Source organism: Salinicoccus siamensis, from assembly GCF_055391965.1.
The window spans coordinates 1667865-1681503 of record NZ_AP043765.1 but is presented as its reverse complement, the minus strand read 5'-3'; the positions used below and the strand labels follow the sequence as shown (position 1 = coordinate 1681503).

Below are 13639 nucleotides of genomic sequence, written 5' to 3'. Positions count from 1 at the left end.
CAAATTATTAACTTAAAAAAGTTTAATTAAGCACTACAAAAAAGAAATGTCTGTTTTGAATAATAATGAAGGAGAGGAATTTATGAAATTAGCTGTAGCGGGCACAGGGTATGTTGGTTTAGTAGCAGGAGTTACATTCGCGGAAAAGGGTCACAATGTTACGTGTGTAGACATTGATGAAGATAAGGTAGAGTTGATGAGGTCCGGAGTGTCTCCTATATATGAAGATGGTCTTGAAGCATTAATGAGGAAAAATTACAAGGCGAAGAAAGTAGAATATACAACTGACTATAAATCTGCTTATAAGGATGCTGATGCTATTTTTATAGGTGTAGGTACTCCGGAGCAACCAGATGGATCAGCCAATCTTTCATACATAGCAACTGTAGCTCGACAAATTGCGGAGTCTATTGAGAAGGATTGTTTAGTAGTAGTCAAATCAACTGTTCCTGTAGGGACCAATGACAAGGTGGAACAATTTATTCAAGATTTCTTAATCAATGATGTGAGAGTAGAAGTGGCTTCAAATCCTGAGTTTTTGGCACAAGGGTCAGCGGTTCACGATACCTTACAAGCGGAAAGGTTTATTATTGGTACTGAAAGTGAGTGGGCTGAAAATATTCTTAAAGAAATCTATGAGCCATTTAATATACCCATCGTCTCGGTTAATAGGAGAACGGCTGAAATGATTAAATACGCCTCTAATGATTTCTTAGCATTGAAAATATCTTATATGAATGACATTGCGAACCTCTGCGAACTTGTCGGGGCTGATATACAGGATGTTGCTAAAGGAATGAGTTATGATAAGAGGATTGGAAGCAAGTTCTTAAATGCTGGTATAGGCTATGGGGGGTCATGCTTCCCGAAGGATACCCAAGCCCTCAATCACTTGGCCCAACATAATGGTTACGAGTTGAAAACTATTCAATCAGCAATTGATGTTAACGAAAAGCAGAAAACTTTACTTTATAGAAAAGCGAATGACCGCTTGATTACGTTTAATGGTTTAAAAGTTGCTGTGTTAGGATTAACGTTTAAGCCAGGAACAGATGACTTACGCGAAGCACCTTCTCTAGAAAATGTACCATTACTACTTGATCAAGGAGCTGACGTAGTAGCTTACGATCCCGTAGGAGCAGAAAACTTTTCCAAGCACTATCCTGAAGGCAAGTTGAGTAATGGATCTATTCGATATGTATCAAGTGTTGAAGAGGCTTTAGAAGATGCAAACGTATGTTTCGTTTTCACGGAATGGCCCGAAATAAAGGAAACTTCTGCAGAGTTGTATAAAGGTCTTATGAGAACACCTCTGGTTTTTGATGGACGCAATATTTATAGTATAGATGTTATGGAAACAGCTGGTGTCGAATATCACTCTGTTGGCCGCCGTATTTCTAATCAAGTTACGAAACAGAAGGTGATGTCTAATGGATTATAACCAATTAAGTGATATTAAAGTTCTCGTAACAGGTAGTGCTGGCTTCATAGGCTTCTATCTATCGAAAAGGCTGTTGGAAGATGGTCATAAGGTAATAGGCATCGATAACCTCAATGATTATTACGATATTAATTTGAAAAAAGACCGTTTGAAAACTTTAGAACAATATAGCGATTTCGAGTTTGTTAAATGTGATATATCAGATAAAGATGAACTAATGAAAGTGTTTAAAAAAGCAAGTCCTGAATTTGTTATTAATTTAGCAGCACAAGCTGGAGTAAGGTATTCTTTAAAAAATCCTGATGCGTACATCCAAAGTAATATTGTTGGCTTTCATAATATAGTTGAAGCGTGCAAGGAGGTTAATGTGAAGCATCTTATTTATGCTTCTTCTAGTTCAGTATATGGTGCTAATAAGAAAGTTCCATTTGAAGAAACTGATTTTGTTGACCATCCAGTATCATTATATGCAGCGACTAAAAAATCCAATGAGCTTATCGCTAATACTTATAGTCACCTCTATGATATCCCATCAAGCGGTCTGCGTTTCTTTACTGTTTACGGTCCTATGGGACGACCTGATATGGCATACTTTGGTTTTACAAATAAGCTCTTCAACAAAGAACCAATAAAAATCTTTAATAATGGAGACTTTGATAACGATCTCTATAGAGACTTCACCTATATAGACGATATTATCGAAGGTATAGTAAGACTCATACCAAAACCACCTACAGGAAATGTTAAGCATGAAGTCTATAATATTGGAAACAATAAACCAGTAAAACTAATGAAGTTCATTAATTCTTTAGAAGAAGCATTATCAAATAAACTTGGTGAAGAAATAAGATTTGAAAAACATTTTGAACCTATACAACCGGGTGATGTACCGGCCACCTATGCTTCTACGGATAAGCTTTATAAGGCAGTCGGTTTTAAACCAACAACATCTATAGAGAATGGCTTACAGAAATTCATCGATTGGTATGTTGATTATTATAAAAATAACAATGGAATCTAGAGGAGGATATGCATGTCAAAGATAAGAAAAGCAATAATTCCTGCTGCAGGATTAGGGACGAGGTTTTTGCCAGCCACTAAAGCAATGCCAAAAGAAATGCTGCCAATACTTGATAAACCGACAATTCAATATATTGTTGAAGAGGCTGTAGCAGCGGGAATTGAAGATATCATTATAGTAACTGGAAAGCACAAGAGAGCAATAGAAGATCATTTTGATAATCAAGTGGAATTGGAACTGAATTTGCAGGAGAAAAATAAAACTGCTCTTCTTGAAAAAGTTGAGCATGCGACGGATTTGGCCAACATATTCTATGTCAGACAGAAGAACCCTAAAGGTTTAGGACATGCGATACATACTGCCAAACAATTTATTGGAGATGAACCATTCGCCGTATTGCTTGGTGATGATATAGTGGAAAGTGAAACGCCTGGAATCAAACAACTTATGGAAGTATATGATGAGAATGAAGGACCAGTAATTGGGGTGAAGACAGTACCTGAAAGTGATGTATCCAGGTATGGCATAGTCGAATATTCGTCACATAATGATAGTGTCTATGAGTTGAATAACCTCTACGAAAAGCCAGACCCTAGTACCACTGACTCCCGCCTGGCAATAATGGGGAGGTATGTATTAACTCCAGATATATTTGATGAACTTGAGAAAGGACATATAGGAGCTGGAGGAGAAATACAGCTGACTGATGCACTTCAAGCATTAAATGATAAAAGGGCAGTATACGCATTTGATTTTGATGGCCAAAGGTATGATGTAGGAGATAAGACGGGCTATGTTACAACAACTATAGAATACGCACTCAAGTCTGAAATGAAAGAAGATTTATTGGAGTATATGAAACAAGCTGTAGAAAGGCATTCAACAAATATTAAATAAGTGGGAGATTTTAATGGAGTTCATTCTAATTAGCACCACTTCTAAACATGATAGTGATATATTAAGGCTTCCTTCCAGAAATGTTTTGGATCAGACGAGTGAAAATTTTCTTATCAGTTCTAAAAAAAAACTTATGGAGTTCATAAGTCAATCAAGCGAACATAGTGTTTTTTTGGCAGATTGTGAGAAGAAGCAAGGTTTATCTATATACGATGAATTGGTTCAAGAGAATTTAAAAGTGCTTGACTATAAACCTAATGATCTGACCATGGAGGCCGCTGATCTGACTATATTGAATTACGTAGATCAGGAGATAAGTGGGAAATCGGTGGGTGTCTACGGCACTGGGAATATTGCATTTAAATTGGCTTTAAGGCTGTCGGAAAGAAATGCTAACATCTATCTTTATGGGAGAAACGAGAAGAAGATTAAAGTATGTGTAGATGCTTTAAAGCAGATTTCTTTTGACGAAACCCTTATCCATTATGGCACTCCCAATTCTAAATTAGATGTACTCGTTTCACTTGTGAGTTCTGATGAAGTGATTACAGAAGATTTTATTCAAACTCTGAATCCCAAATCACTGTGCTTGGATGGTGGAATAGGAAACTTCTCCAAATCATTTATTGAATCAGCGCTTAAGCAGGGGCACGATGTTCGCAGGTTAGATGTACGACAGTCCCAAGAGATAATGGATGGTTATATCAACTCCCGCATCAATTCACAATTTGATTCCATTATAGGACGTGCAGAAATAGAAAGTGTATCAGTGGTGGCTGGAGGTATTATGGGAAGAGAAGGAGAATTGATTGTAGATTCTATCTCTTCACCTTCAAAAGTAATAGGTGTAGCTAATGGTATTGGAGGTGTAAAAGGTGAATCACATCTTAACGATGAAGAAAAGAGGAAAATCAAAAAAATCCAGTCGTATATTGAACAAGATTGCCAAAAGAACACTTGATATAGGAGTAAGTACAGCAGGCCTAATAGCAATAAGTCCAATTATCGTCTATACCTCTTATAGAATTAAAAAAGAAGATGGTGGCCCCATATTCTTTAAACAAAAAAGAAGTGGGTTGAACAATCAGACCTTTGAAATGTACAAGTTTCGTTCAATGAGAGTGGATAATAAAGTAATAGGCACGCATTCAAAGAATAGCAGCGATCCTTACGAAAATTGGAACGGAAGAGTACCAGATGATTTCGTGTTTAAAAGTGCTTCTGGACACAACCCTAATATCACTAAAAGTGGAGCATTCATAAGAAAATATTCAATCGATGAATTACCTCAATTTTTCAATGTTTTGAAGGGTGAAATGAGTATTGTAGGCCCGCGTCCTGAAATTATCAAAATCACTTCCCATTATGATGCTGAACAAAGAAAGCGCCTAGAAGCAAAGCCTGGGATTACAGGATGGGCTCAAGTTAATGGCCGAAGTGATATGAATCATGGGAAAAAGATTGAATATGATTTATGGTATATTGAAAATGAAAGCTTTTTCCTAGACCTTAAAATATTATGGCTGACTTTTGTGCAAGTGCTTAAAGGTAAAGGGTCAGTTTAATACATAGTTTATAGAGAATGCCCTTTTGAAAGAGAGCATTCTTTTTTATTTATTTGCTATTTTAAGATTCTTAGTAGAATATCTAGAAGTTTTAAAAGATATTTTGCCATACACAGCAGTAGCACAAAAGTTGACTGCGATACATAATTTCCCAAATATTTGACTGGTTAATATTACCCTCGATAATTTCATTTTCCAATGCGACAGATCATCAGTGTCGTGCATATAGTCATTTTGATACATATGGAGTAATGTTGGAACTTGGTGTGACTGCTAAACTAAACTGGGCTCTTACGCTAAGTTGGGGAGAAACGGGTATGTATCAGTAAAAAGGAATGGTGACCATGTATGATCAGTTCACTGATTTAGACCCTCGCTTGACTGTACTCTCCTATGTGAAAACAGAGGATATTGTATCATATGTCATTACATTGGATACGCACACAGGCCGTTGTCCCCACTGCCATTCCACCACCTCTCAGCGACACAGTGCCTACATGCGGGTCATAGATGACCTGCCCATCCAGGGGCGACGCGTTCAACTGTATCTGAAAGCCCGGAAATGGTTCTGTTCGAATGCATTATGCGCCACAAAGGTATTTACGGAACGCTTTGACTGGCTGGTCCCTTATGGCCAGCGGACGATTCGTCTGGATGAAGCACTGCGGACCATTGCTTTCTCCAGCAGCTGTGTCCAAGGAGAAACTGTCACCCGGCAGCTTGGGATGCCGGTCAGCCATGACACACTGCTGCGCCTGATTCATAAAACAGAGATGCCTGTTCCGCAAAGCCCCTTTTGTGGGCATCGATGATTTCGCCTGGCGAAAAGGGTATCGGTATGGCATTCTGATCTGCGATGCCGTCACGCATCATCCGATTGATCTCCTGCCCGACCGGGAAACGGCCACATTGGCCCAATGGATTCAGGGGCATCCGGAGCTGACCCACATCACCCGGGATAGATATGTGCGTTTTCAGGACATCATCACGACCCATGCCCCGGCCGTCATTCAGATCCATGACCGGTTCCATCTGATTCAGAACCTCTGGACCCTACATGATCGGATTATAAGGAAAGTGTTGCCGGTACGCATTGACCTCGGCACGCGATCACCGCCGCCAGTTCCTCCGCCTCAGACCAAAGCTGAGCATCACCGCTTGGAAAATGCCCAAAGGAAATGGGCACAGGCCCGGGCACTCCAGAAGTACCACGCACAAGGGTATTCAATCTCCCGGCTTTCCCGGCAGTTCAATCTACACTGGAAGACGGTCGAGCGATACCTTGGGATGACAGGGGTGCCGGACACGACCCGCCAGAAACGGCCCAAACTGCTGGATGCCTTTCACAAATCGGTCATTCACTGGGAGGCGGACGGCGATTCCGTTCGGGCAATCTATGAAAAACTACTGAAGATTGGATATAAAGGGGCCTACGGTTCAGTGAAAAATTTTGTCGCCGATCTTCGAAAACGGAAACGGGTGGCGGCCCCATTGGACATTGAGTATCACAGCCGTCGGGACATTCGGCGCATACTGTGGCAGAACCACCTTGAAGTGGACGCCGAGCGCGACATCATTGACCGTATCCTCCAACAGTACCCGAAACTCCAGCCCGTCTATGCGTTTGTGGCTGGTTTTCGAGAATGCATTGCCGAGAAGGATCATGTCGGATTTACTGAACTCATCCTATTTGAACAACAACGCCGTGACCCTCTGACGAAACACTTCATCCGGCGGCTGCTCACTGATTTCAAGCCCACGGTGCATGCCCTGATGTATAATGAAAGCAATGGTTTCGTCGAGGGGAACGTCAATCGGCTGAAGACCATCAAACGGATTATGTATGGCCGGGCCGGTTTCAGGCTGTTGAGACAGCGTATGCTTTATCGTCCACTATAAATTTAAAATTTTGGCTATGTTCATCACAATCTATATATAAGCATTCCCCAACTTAGCGTAAGAGCCATTTTAATACTGCCACTTACATAAGTGATAAGCATTCATTAATTCTTCATTGCATCCCATCCATTCTATGTTAAGATATGTGTAAACGTTTACACAGGTGATGCAGAAATGGTTACAATCAAAGACTTGGCTAAAGAGGTGGGGGTATCGGTGGCGACGGTGTCACGTGCGTTGACTGGATCGGGGTATGCGAGTCCGGATGTACGGCGGCGGGTGCTTGAGGCGGCGGAGCGTCTGGACTACAAACCAAATGAGGTGGCGCGTGCTTTGAACACGAGCCGCTCGAACGTTGTGGGCGTTTTAGTACCTGATATTACGAATCCTTATTTCCCAAAAGTGATCCGGGGGATTGAAGATGAGGCGATCAGAAATGATTATCGCGTCATCATCGGCAATACGGATAATGATCAGAAAAAAGAATCGAAGTATCTGGAGATCTTCCGCCAAAACAACTGTGCAGGCATCATTTCTGCGACATGGTCGATTGAACATAAAGCATATTCAGGAGAGCGGCCGTTGATTCTTTTGGACCGGGTGGCTGAAAACCTGCCTTCCATCGAAGCGGATAATTTGAAAGGCGGGCGGCTTCAGGCGATGCATCTGATTGAGCGGGGGGCGGATAAAGTCCTTGTCATAAAGGGGCACGAAGGGTATAGTTCGTTCGATGATCGCGCTGTTGGGGCACTCGAGACACTAGAGACACAAGGCATTGAATATGAAACGTTGGCGTATCGGCAGTTGGATAGCTTGCTTTCTAACGATAAGTTGGACGATTTCACCAGATTCAACGGCATCATCTGCCCAAATGATGTGACGGCCTACAAAGTGTTGAATGGCTTGCGGGCACTTGATATAGCGGTGCCTGATGCTGTCAAGGTCATCGGCTACGACAACTTGGATTTTTCGGAATACGTCCATCCAAGCCTGACGACCATCGGACAGCCGATCTACGAGCTTGGCAGGAACGCCTTCAGGATGCTGATGGATCTTGCGGCAGGCAAACCGGCGCCGAGTCAGGTGTTGAATGTGGCATTGGTCAGAAGGCAAAGTACATAAAGGAGTGGAAAGAATGGATATCGTAGTGGTCGGCAGCTTGTCGACGGATTTCATCGTTGAGGCTGAGCGGATGCCCTATAAAGGGGAGACGATTTTAGGCACGAATTTCAGTACTGCATTCGGCGGTAAGGGCGCCAACCAGGCGGTGGCGGCAGCGCGGCTTGAAGCTGAAACGGCGTTTGTCGGTGCCATCGGTGATGATGGCTTCGGGGAGAAACTGAAGACGAATCTGGAACAGAACGGTATTTTTTGCGGCAATGTGGAAACGTTTACAGGTGAAGCGAGCGGTACGGCACATATCAACATCTACGACAACGACAACTCGATCATTGTCGTACCGGGCACGAATCGCCTGCTGACGCCAGAAGTGGTGGCATCGGCGCATCCGCTTCTGGAAGAAGCTGACTATGTCATGCTGCAGAATGAAATACCGGTCGAGACCATCAAGCATGTCATCGACTTCTGCCATGAAAAGGGAATAAAGCTCATCTACAACCCGGCACCTTTCATCCCAATTGAGATTGAATACCTTGAGAAATGTACACTCATCACCCCGAACGAACTGGAATGCAATGCCCTTTTCGGGGATGATGTCTCCAGTGCGGTCATGAAGCACCCGAATCAGCTGATTGTCACAAGAGGCGAGCAGGGGTGTCTCTATCACGACGGAGAGACGGAAGTGCATGTGCCTTCCTTTAAAACCACACCTGTGGATACGACCGGTGCCGGGGATACATTCAACGGCGCATTGGCTGCATTCCTGGTCAAGGGCCTGGATCTTGGTGAGGCCATACGCAGTGCGAACATGGCGGCATCATTATCGATCCGTGCAATGGGCGCCCAAGGTGGCATCCCGACGTTGAAAGAATGGCAGGAGGCGATGGACCATGTATAAGTCGGTGGTTTTGAACAGTGAAATTTCGAAAGTGCTCAGTACACTTGGACATGGGGACGCCATCGTCATCGCAGACTGTGGATTGCCGATTCCTGACGGGGTGAAACGGATCGATATCGCCCTTAAAGCGGGTACACCATCGTTCGAAGAAACATATAACCTGTTGACCGACAGCATGTATGTGGAGCGACAAGTGTTTGCAGATGAGGTTTCGGATGCGGGAGTGAAGCAGGTACTCAGTAACGGCATTCCATCGGAACAGGTGTCGCATGAAACGCTGAAAGCCATGTGTGCAGACGCCAAGGCAGTGATCCGCACGGGTGAAACGACGCCGTTCGCCAATGTCATACTCTACAGCAATGTTTTCTTCTAGGAGGTTTGATGATGATCGAGATGAAAGATGTACACAAGGCCTTTGGGGCCAACAAAGTGCTCCTCGGGGTGGACTTTGAGCTGAAGGATGCGACGGTCCATGCCCTTATGGGGGAGAATGGCGCCGGCAAATCGACGTTGATGAAGATCTTATCAGGCGTGCATACGTATGACCAGGGCAGCATCATCCGTGACGGTACGGAAGTGAAGTACAGCAACCTAAAGGATGCGGAGAAGGCGGGCATCGTCTTCATCCATCAGGAACTGAACATCTGGCCTGAACTGACGGTATTGGAGAATCTGTTCATCGGCAATGAACATACGAAGTTCGGCTTGCTTGATAATAAGTTGATGCGGCGCAAGGCGGAAGCGGTCTTCGAACGGCTGAAGTTCAATATCAACCTCAATAGACGCGCGGGTGATTGCTCCGTCGGTCAGCAGCAGATGATCGAAATCGCCAAAGCCCTGATGATGGACACGAAAGTGCTGATCATGGATGAGCCGACGGCGGCGTTGACGGACAGGGAGATTGACGTGCTCTTTGACATCATCAGGAGCCTTAAGGAAAGTGGGGTCTCCATCGTCTACATCTCCCACAGGATGGAGGAGATATCGAAGATTTCCGATGAAATCACCGTGCTGCGTGATGGCCGGAGTGTGCTGTACAGCCGGACGGAAGAGACGAACTACAACGAAATCGTCCGGGCGATGGTCGGCAGGGACTTGAATGACCAGTTTCCGGAGCGTTCGCATGATCTGTCGGATGACGTAGTACTCACCGTCAGGCAGCTCGAAAACAAGGCACACCCGGTCCGGGACATTAATTTCGATCTGCATAGAGGAGAGATACTCGGGTTCGCCGGTCTGATGGGGGCGGGGCGCACTGAAGTCATGCGCACGCTGTTCGGCGCGGACCCGGGGACGAAGGAAATTGAAGTCGAAGGCAAGCGGGTGAAGATCGACAAGCCGTCCGACGCGATTGGACACGGCTTCGGTTTCATTACGGAAAACCGCAAGAGTGAGGGGCTGATACTGGACTTCAGCCTGGTCGACAACATGACGATGCCCTCCATGCAGAGTTTTTCAAAGGGTGGCTTCATGAAGCAGAAGGACGAGGATGATTTTTCAGACCTGATGATCAGGCGGATGAACATCAAGTCCGAAAAGCAATCGATCGTCGGGGACCTCTCCGGCGGCAACCAGCAGAAGGTCGTCATCGGCAAGTGGATCGGCAGCCAGCCGAAAATTCTGATACTCGATGAACCCACGCGGGGCATCGATGTCGGGGCGAAGCGCGAGATTTATCACCTGATCAACGAATTGACGGAGCGCGGCGTGTCGATCCTCCTCATTTCGTCGGAGATGCCTGAAGTCATCGGCCTGTCCGACCGGGTGGCGGTGATGCAGGAAGGCCGGCTCCGCGGCATTTTGGATAAAAGTAGAATCAACCAGGAAAATATCATGACACTGGCTACAGGGGGACAATTGGATGAATAGCAAACTCACATTGAACACTATGATAGATCGGTTTCTGCCGATCGTCGGCCTGACGCTGCTTGTCGTCGTCATCACCATCATGAACCAGCAGTTCCTGTCACCGGATAACCTACTGAATCTGTTGCGTCAAGTATCGATCAATGGCCTGATCGCCTTCGGCATGACGTTCGTCATCCTGACGGGCGGCATCGACTTGAGTGTCGGCTCGATACTGGCATTCTCAAGCGCGATGACGGCACTGATCATCACTTCTGGCGTCGATCCGATATTTGCGATGCTGCTCGGCAGTGTGGTCGGTCTCGTTGCCGGCGCTGTCAACGGCCTGCTGGTTACCGCGGGCGGCATGGCACCCTTCATTGCGACATTGGCGACGATGACGATATATCGGGGCGCGACTCTGGTCGTGACGGACGGCAACCCGATTACGGGCCTTGGCGACAGCCTGCTGTTCCAGCTGTTCGGTAAAGGCTACTTCTTCGGCATTCCGGTGCCGGCGGTGACGATGCTCATCACCTTCGTCATCTTGTATATCATTCTGAACAAGACGGTCTTCGGCAGGGAGACATACGCCATCGGGGGTAACGAGACTGCCGCTGCACTCTCCGGCATCAAGGTCAACCGCAGGAAGATCATGATCTATGCGCTATCCGGATTGATGTCGGCGATCGCAGGCATCATCCTCGCTTCAAGGCTTGATTCCGCCCAACCGACCGCCGGTGAGACGTATGAACTCGATGCCATCGCCGCCGTTGTGCTTGGCGGCACGTCATTGATGGGCGGTAAGGGGCGCATCGTCGGCACATTGATTGGTGTGCTGATCATCGGTGTACTCAACAACGGGCTGAATCTGGTCGGTGTGTCATCATTCTACCAGCAGATCATCAAAGGGTTGGTCATCGTCGTTGCGGTGCTGATCGACAGAAAGAATAAGTAGGGGGTTTTACGGATGAAAAGAATACTGGTGCTCCTCAGTCTGTTTGTGTTTACTGCAGGGTGTTCGCTTGAGCCACCGGCTTGGAGCCAGAGCGGTGGGGCGGGTGATGATGATAATGTCGTCATCGGCGTCAGCATCTCGACTTTGAACAACCCGTTCTTTGTGACATTGAAGGATGGCATCGAGGCCACGGCCGAAGAGAAGGGCTATGAAGTCAAAGTGGTGGACGCCCAGGACGATTCCGCCAAGCAGGTCAATGACATTGCCGACCTGATGCAGCAGGGCATCGATTATCTGGTGGTCAATCCGACCGATTCCGCCGCGATTTCCAGTTCAGTCGAGTCCGCCAATGGCTCGGATATCCCAGTCATCACGCTCGACCGCTCAGTGGAGAGCGGGGAAGTGGCCGCCTTCATCGCGTCGGATAACGTGGCAGGCGGCGAAATGGGTGCGGCATTCATCGTCGACCAGCTCGGCGAAGGCTCCAAGGTGGCAGAACTGGAAGGCGTGCCGGGGGCCAGTGCCACACGTGAGCGCGGTAAAGGCTTCACGAACGTTGCAAAAGAATCCCTTGATGTGGTGACGAGCCAGACTGCGAACTTCAACAGATCAGAAGGGTTGAACGTCACGCAGAACATCCTCCAGGCGAACCCGGATATAGAAGCGATCTTCTCGCATAACGATGAAATGGCGCTTGGGGCTGTCGAAGCGGCACCGGACGATGTCCTGGTCGTCGGGTTTGATGGTTCGGAGGATGCGTTGAACTCCATCGAGAATGGCGCGCTCGATGCGACGGTCGCCCAGCAGCCGGACCTGATGGGCGAGACGGCCATCAATGCAGTCGAAAAACTGGAGAACGGTGAAGATGTGGAAGATGAAATCAAAGTGGAATTGATGTTGGAAACACAAGAATAGATTTGATTGAGGGAGCTGCATGAGCAGCTCCTGTTTTTTATTATGCCTATGCTATCGCAGTTTCATTATTTGAAGGTTCAGCACTTGCGAATCTAGAACATAGATAAAAAAGTAACTAAAAATGCTTCCTTGGATCTCCGGGACTCCAAGGAAGCATTCTCATATTCTTATTGAGGCATTGAACATATGAAAAGAAAATAATAAGTGTGCTGGTTTTATTGAGTAAAATTCTCAGTCAGCATTCTTTGAAATCCTGGTAATGCCGATGCCTGTGTAACCCAATATTATCGCAAAAATGAATCCGAGATAACAGAATATGGCCCACGGTGCGTAACTTAAAGTTGAAACGCCAAGCACTCCTGCCATATAGACGCCGGCAGATGACCATGGAATGAGGGGGACTACTACGGTGCCTGAATCCTCCAATGTACGGGAGAGGTTTTTGGCATGCAGATTCTTCTTTTTATAAGTCTCTTTGAAGAGATCCCCAGGTACGATGATGGACAGGTATGAGTTACCGGTTACAAGAGCCATGGTAATACATGAAACGACAGTGCTTAAAATGAGGTCGCCGGTCCTTTTGACGAATTTCAGCAAGGCGCTCATGATCACTTCCAAAGCGCCAGCTTTTGTAATGATGCCTGCAAAGGCACTGAAGGCGATGAGGATAACGCTGGTCATCGACTGCATGCCGCCTTGTGTCACTAATGAAACCACTTCTTCAGGGATCGCGCTTATGTCCATACCCGTAATCATCGATACATAAAATCCAATGACCAGGGCTGCATCAAATCGGGGGTGACGGCAAAAGCAGTCAACCAGGTGGCCTTGGATGCCATCGAAGCGACCAACATGAATAGCCTTCCTTGCGTTTCGACAACGACTTGGTGTTGGAGACCGGCATGGTCTTTTGTGTAGAACCAGGACTCTATATACCCGGGGTCGGTGGCTTCAGGCATTCCGACACAGTCGTCCTGACTGAAGACGGGGACGAGATCATAACGGAATATCCAAGAGGTCTTGGCAGCATGATCATCAAACCATGACAAGTAACATTTATCAGCTATCTGCATCCTGTTAC

The 13639-nt window shown here is 46.1% G+C and carries 14 protein-coding genes and 1 pseudogene; 14 read left to right on the top strand and 1 reads right to left on the bottom strand.

The features are described from left to right. Positions 1-82 precede the first annotated feature (82 nt). The 13 genes from ACZ5LF_RS08660 to ACZ5LF_RS08600 all read left to right on the top strand — a co-directional run bounded on the left by ACZ5LF_RS08660 (position 83) and on the right by ACZ5LF_RS08600 (position 12558). A complete protein-coding gene (locus tag ACZ5LF_RS08660) occupies positions 83-1441 on the top strand; it encodes a UDP-glucose dehydrogenase family protein (RefSeq protein WP_380570579.1) in 1359 nt (452 codons plus the stop codon). Continuing rightward, entirely contained in the window at positions 1431-2462 is a 1032-nt protein-coding gene (locus tag ACZ5LF_RS08655) for an SDR family NAD(P)-dependent oxidoreductase (protein WP_380570578.1), read from the top strand. Before ACZ5LF_RS08660 ends, ACZ5LF_RS08655 begins: the two co-directional genes overlap by 11 nt. A gap of 12 nt (positions 2463-2474) precedes the next feature. After that, positions 2475-3359 (top strand): UTP--glucose-1-phosphate uridylyltransferase GalU, encoded by an 885-nt coding sequence (gene galU, locus ACZ5LF_RS08650; protein WP_380570577.1) that lies wholly within the window; start codon positions 2475-2477, stop codon positions 3357-3359. Positions 3360-3372: 13 nt separating this feature from the next. Continuing rightward, complete coding sequence (locus tag ACZ5LF_RS08645; protein ID WP_380570576.1) at positions 3373-4320, top strand: Rossmann-fold NAD(P)-binding domain-containing protein; 948 nt, start codon at positions 3373-3375, stop codon at positions 4318-4320. Then, positions 4235-4924 (top strand): sugar transferase, encoded by a 690-nt coding sequence (locus ACZ5LF_RS08640; RefSeq protein WP_464759164.1) that lies wholly within the window; start codon positions 4235-4237, stop codon positions 4922-4924. Before ACZ5LF_RS08645 ends, ACZ5LF_RS08640 begins: the two co-directional genes overlap by 86 nt. A 344-nt stretch (positions 4925-5268) precedes the next feature. Then, on the top strand, positions 5269-5736 hold the full coding sequence (locus ACZ5LF_RS08635) for a transposase family protein (protein WP_464759162.1): 468 nt from the start codon (positions 5269-5271) through the stop codon (positions 5734-5736). Further along, on the top strand, positions 5723-6823 hold the full coding sequence (locus tag ACZ5LF_RS08630; RefSeq protein WP_380709684.1) for a transposase: 1101 nt from the start codon (positions 5723-5725) through the stop codon (positions 6821-6823). The genes ACZ5LF_RS08635 and ACZ5LF_RS08630 overlap by 14 nt, the downstream gene beginning before the upstream one ends. A gap of 174 nt (positions 6824-6997) precedes the next feature. Next, complete coding sequence (locus ACZ5LF_RS08625; protein WP_380572105.1) at positions 6998-7945, top strand: LacI family DNA-binding transcriptional regulator; 948 nt, start codon at positions 6998-7000, stop codon at positions 7943-7945. 13 nt (positions 7946-7958) lie between these two features. Continuing rightward, positions 7959-8840: a ribokinase gene (gene rbsK, locus ACZ5LF_RS08620; protein WP_380572103.1), complete on the top strand. Its 882-nt coding sequence runs from the start codon at positions 7959-7961 to the stop codon at positions 8838-8840. Continuing rightward, entirely contained in the window at positions 8833-9213 is a 381-nt protein-coding gene (rbsD, locus tag ACZ5LF_RS08615; protein ID WP_380572101.1) for a D-ribose pyranase, read from the top strand. The genes rbsK and rbsD overlap by 8 nt, the downstream gene beginning before the upstream one ends. A gap of 8 nt (positions 9214-9221) precedes the next feature. Beyond that, on the top strand, positions 9222-10709 hold the full coding sequence (locus tag ACZ5LF_RS08610; RefSeq protein ID WP_380572099.1) for a sugar ABC transporter ATP-binding protein: 1488 nt from the start codon (positions 9222-9224) through the stop codon (positions 10707-10709). Then, the gene (locus ACZ5LF_RS08605) at positions 10702-11643 is read left to right on the top strand and encodes an ABC transporter permease (RefSeq protein WP_380572097.1); all 942 of its coding nucleotides are present in this window, start codon (positions 10702-10704) and stop codon (positions 11641-11643) included. Before ACZ5LF_RS08610 ends, ACZ5LF_RS08605 begins: the two co-directional genes overlap by 8 nt. A gap of 12 nt (positions 11644-11655) precedes the next feature. Beyond that, complete coding sequence (locus tag ACZ5LF_RS08600; RefSeq protein ID WP_380572095.1) at positions 11656-12558, top strand: D-ribose ABC transporter substrate-binding protein; 903 nt, start codon at positions 11656-11658, stop codon at positions 12556-12558. Between the two features lie 231 nt (positions 12559-12789). On the opposite strand, the gene ACZ5LF_RS08595 is transcribed toward ACZ5LF_RS08600, so the two are convergent. Continuing rightward, positions 12790-13302 (bottom strand): Na+/H+ antiporter NhaC family protein, encoded by a 513-nt coding sequence (locus ACZ5LF_RS08595; RefSeq protein WP_380709679.1) that lies wholly within the window; start codon positions 13300-13302, stop codon positions 12790-12792. Positions 13303-13418: 116 nt separating this feature from the next. Between ACZ5LF_RS08595 and ACZ5LF_RS08590 the strand changes: the two are divergent. Beyond that, positions 13419-13604 (top strand): annotated as a pseudogene (locus ACZ5LF_RS08590) (M24 family metallopeptidase); the annotation flags it as partial. Between the last annotated feature and the right edge of the window lie 35 nt (positions 13605-13639).

What these genes read in the sequence shown, in the direction of transcription:
- ACZ5LF_RS08660 (WP_380570579.1), top strand. Translation starts at nt 83, where the DNA reads ATGAAATTAGCTGTAGCGGGCACAGGGTATGTTGGTTTAGTAGCAGGA.
- ACZ5LF_RS08655 (WP_380570578.1), top strand. Translation starts at nt 1,431, where the DNA reads ATGGATTATAACCAATTAAGTGATATTAAAGTTCTCGTAACAGGTAGT.
- galU (WP_380570577.1), top strand. Translation starts at nt 2,475, where the DNA reads ATGTCAAAGATAAGAAAAGCAATAATTCCTGCTGCAGGATTAGGGACG.
- ACZ5LF_RS08645 (WP_380570576.1), top strand. Translation starts at nt 3,373, where the DNA reads ATGGAGTTCATTCTAATTAGCACCACTTCTAAACATGATAGTGATATA.
- ACZ5LF_RS08635 (WP_464759162.1), top strand. Translation starts at nt 5,269, where the DNA reads ATGTATGATCAGTTCACTGATTTAGACCCTCGCTTGACTGTACTCTCC.
- ACZ5LF_RS08625 (WP_380572105.1), top strand. Translation starts at nt 6,998, where the DNA reads ATGGTTACAATCAAAGACTTGGCTAAAGAGGTGGGGGTATCGGTGGCG.
- rbsK (WP_380572103.1), top strand. Translation starts at nt 7,959, where the DNA reads ATGGATATCGTAGTGGTCGGCAGCTTGTCGACGGATTTCATCGTTGAG.
- rbsD (WP_380572101.1), top strand. Translation starts at nt 8,833, where the DNA reads ATGTATAAGTCGGTGGTTTTGAACAGTGAAATTTCGAAAGTGCTCAGT.
- ACZ5LF_RS08610 (WP_380572099.1), top strand. Translation starts at nt 9,222, where the DNA reads ATGATGATCGAGATGAAAGATGTACACAAGGCCTTTGGGGCCAACAAA.
- ACZ5LF_RS08605 (WP_380572097.1), top strand. Translation starts at nt 10,702, where the DNA reads ATGAATAGCAAACTCACATTGAACACTATGATAGATCGGTTTCTGCCG.
- ACZ5LF_RS08600 (WP_380572095.1), top strand. Translation starts at nt 11,656, where the DNA reads ATGAAAAGAATACTGGTGCTCCTCAGTCTGTTTGTGTTTACTGCAGGG.
- ACZ5LF_RS08595 (WP_380709679.1), bottom strand. Translation starts at nt 13,302, where the DNA reads ATGGACATAAGCGCGATCCCTGAAGAAGTGGTTTCATTAGTGACACAA.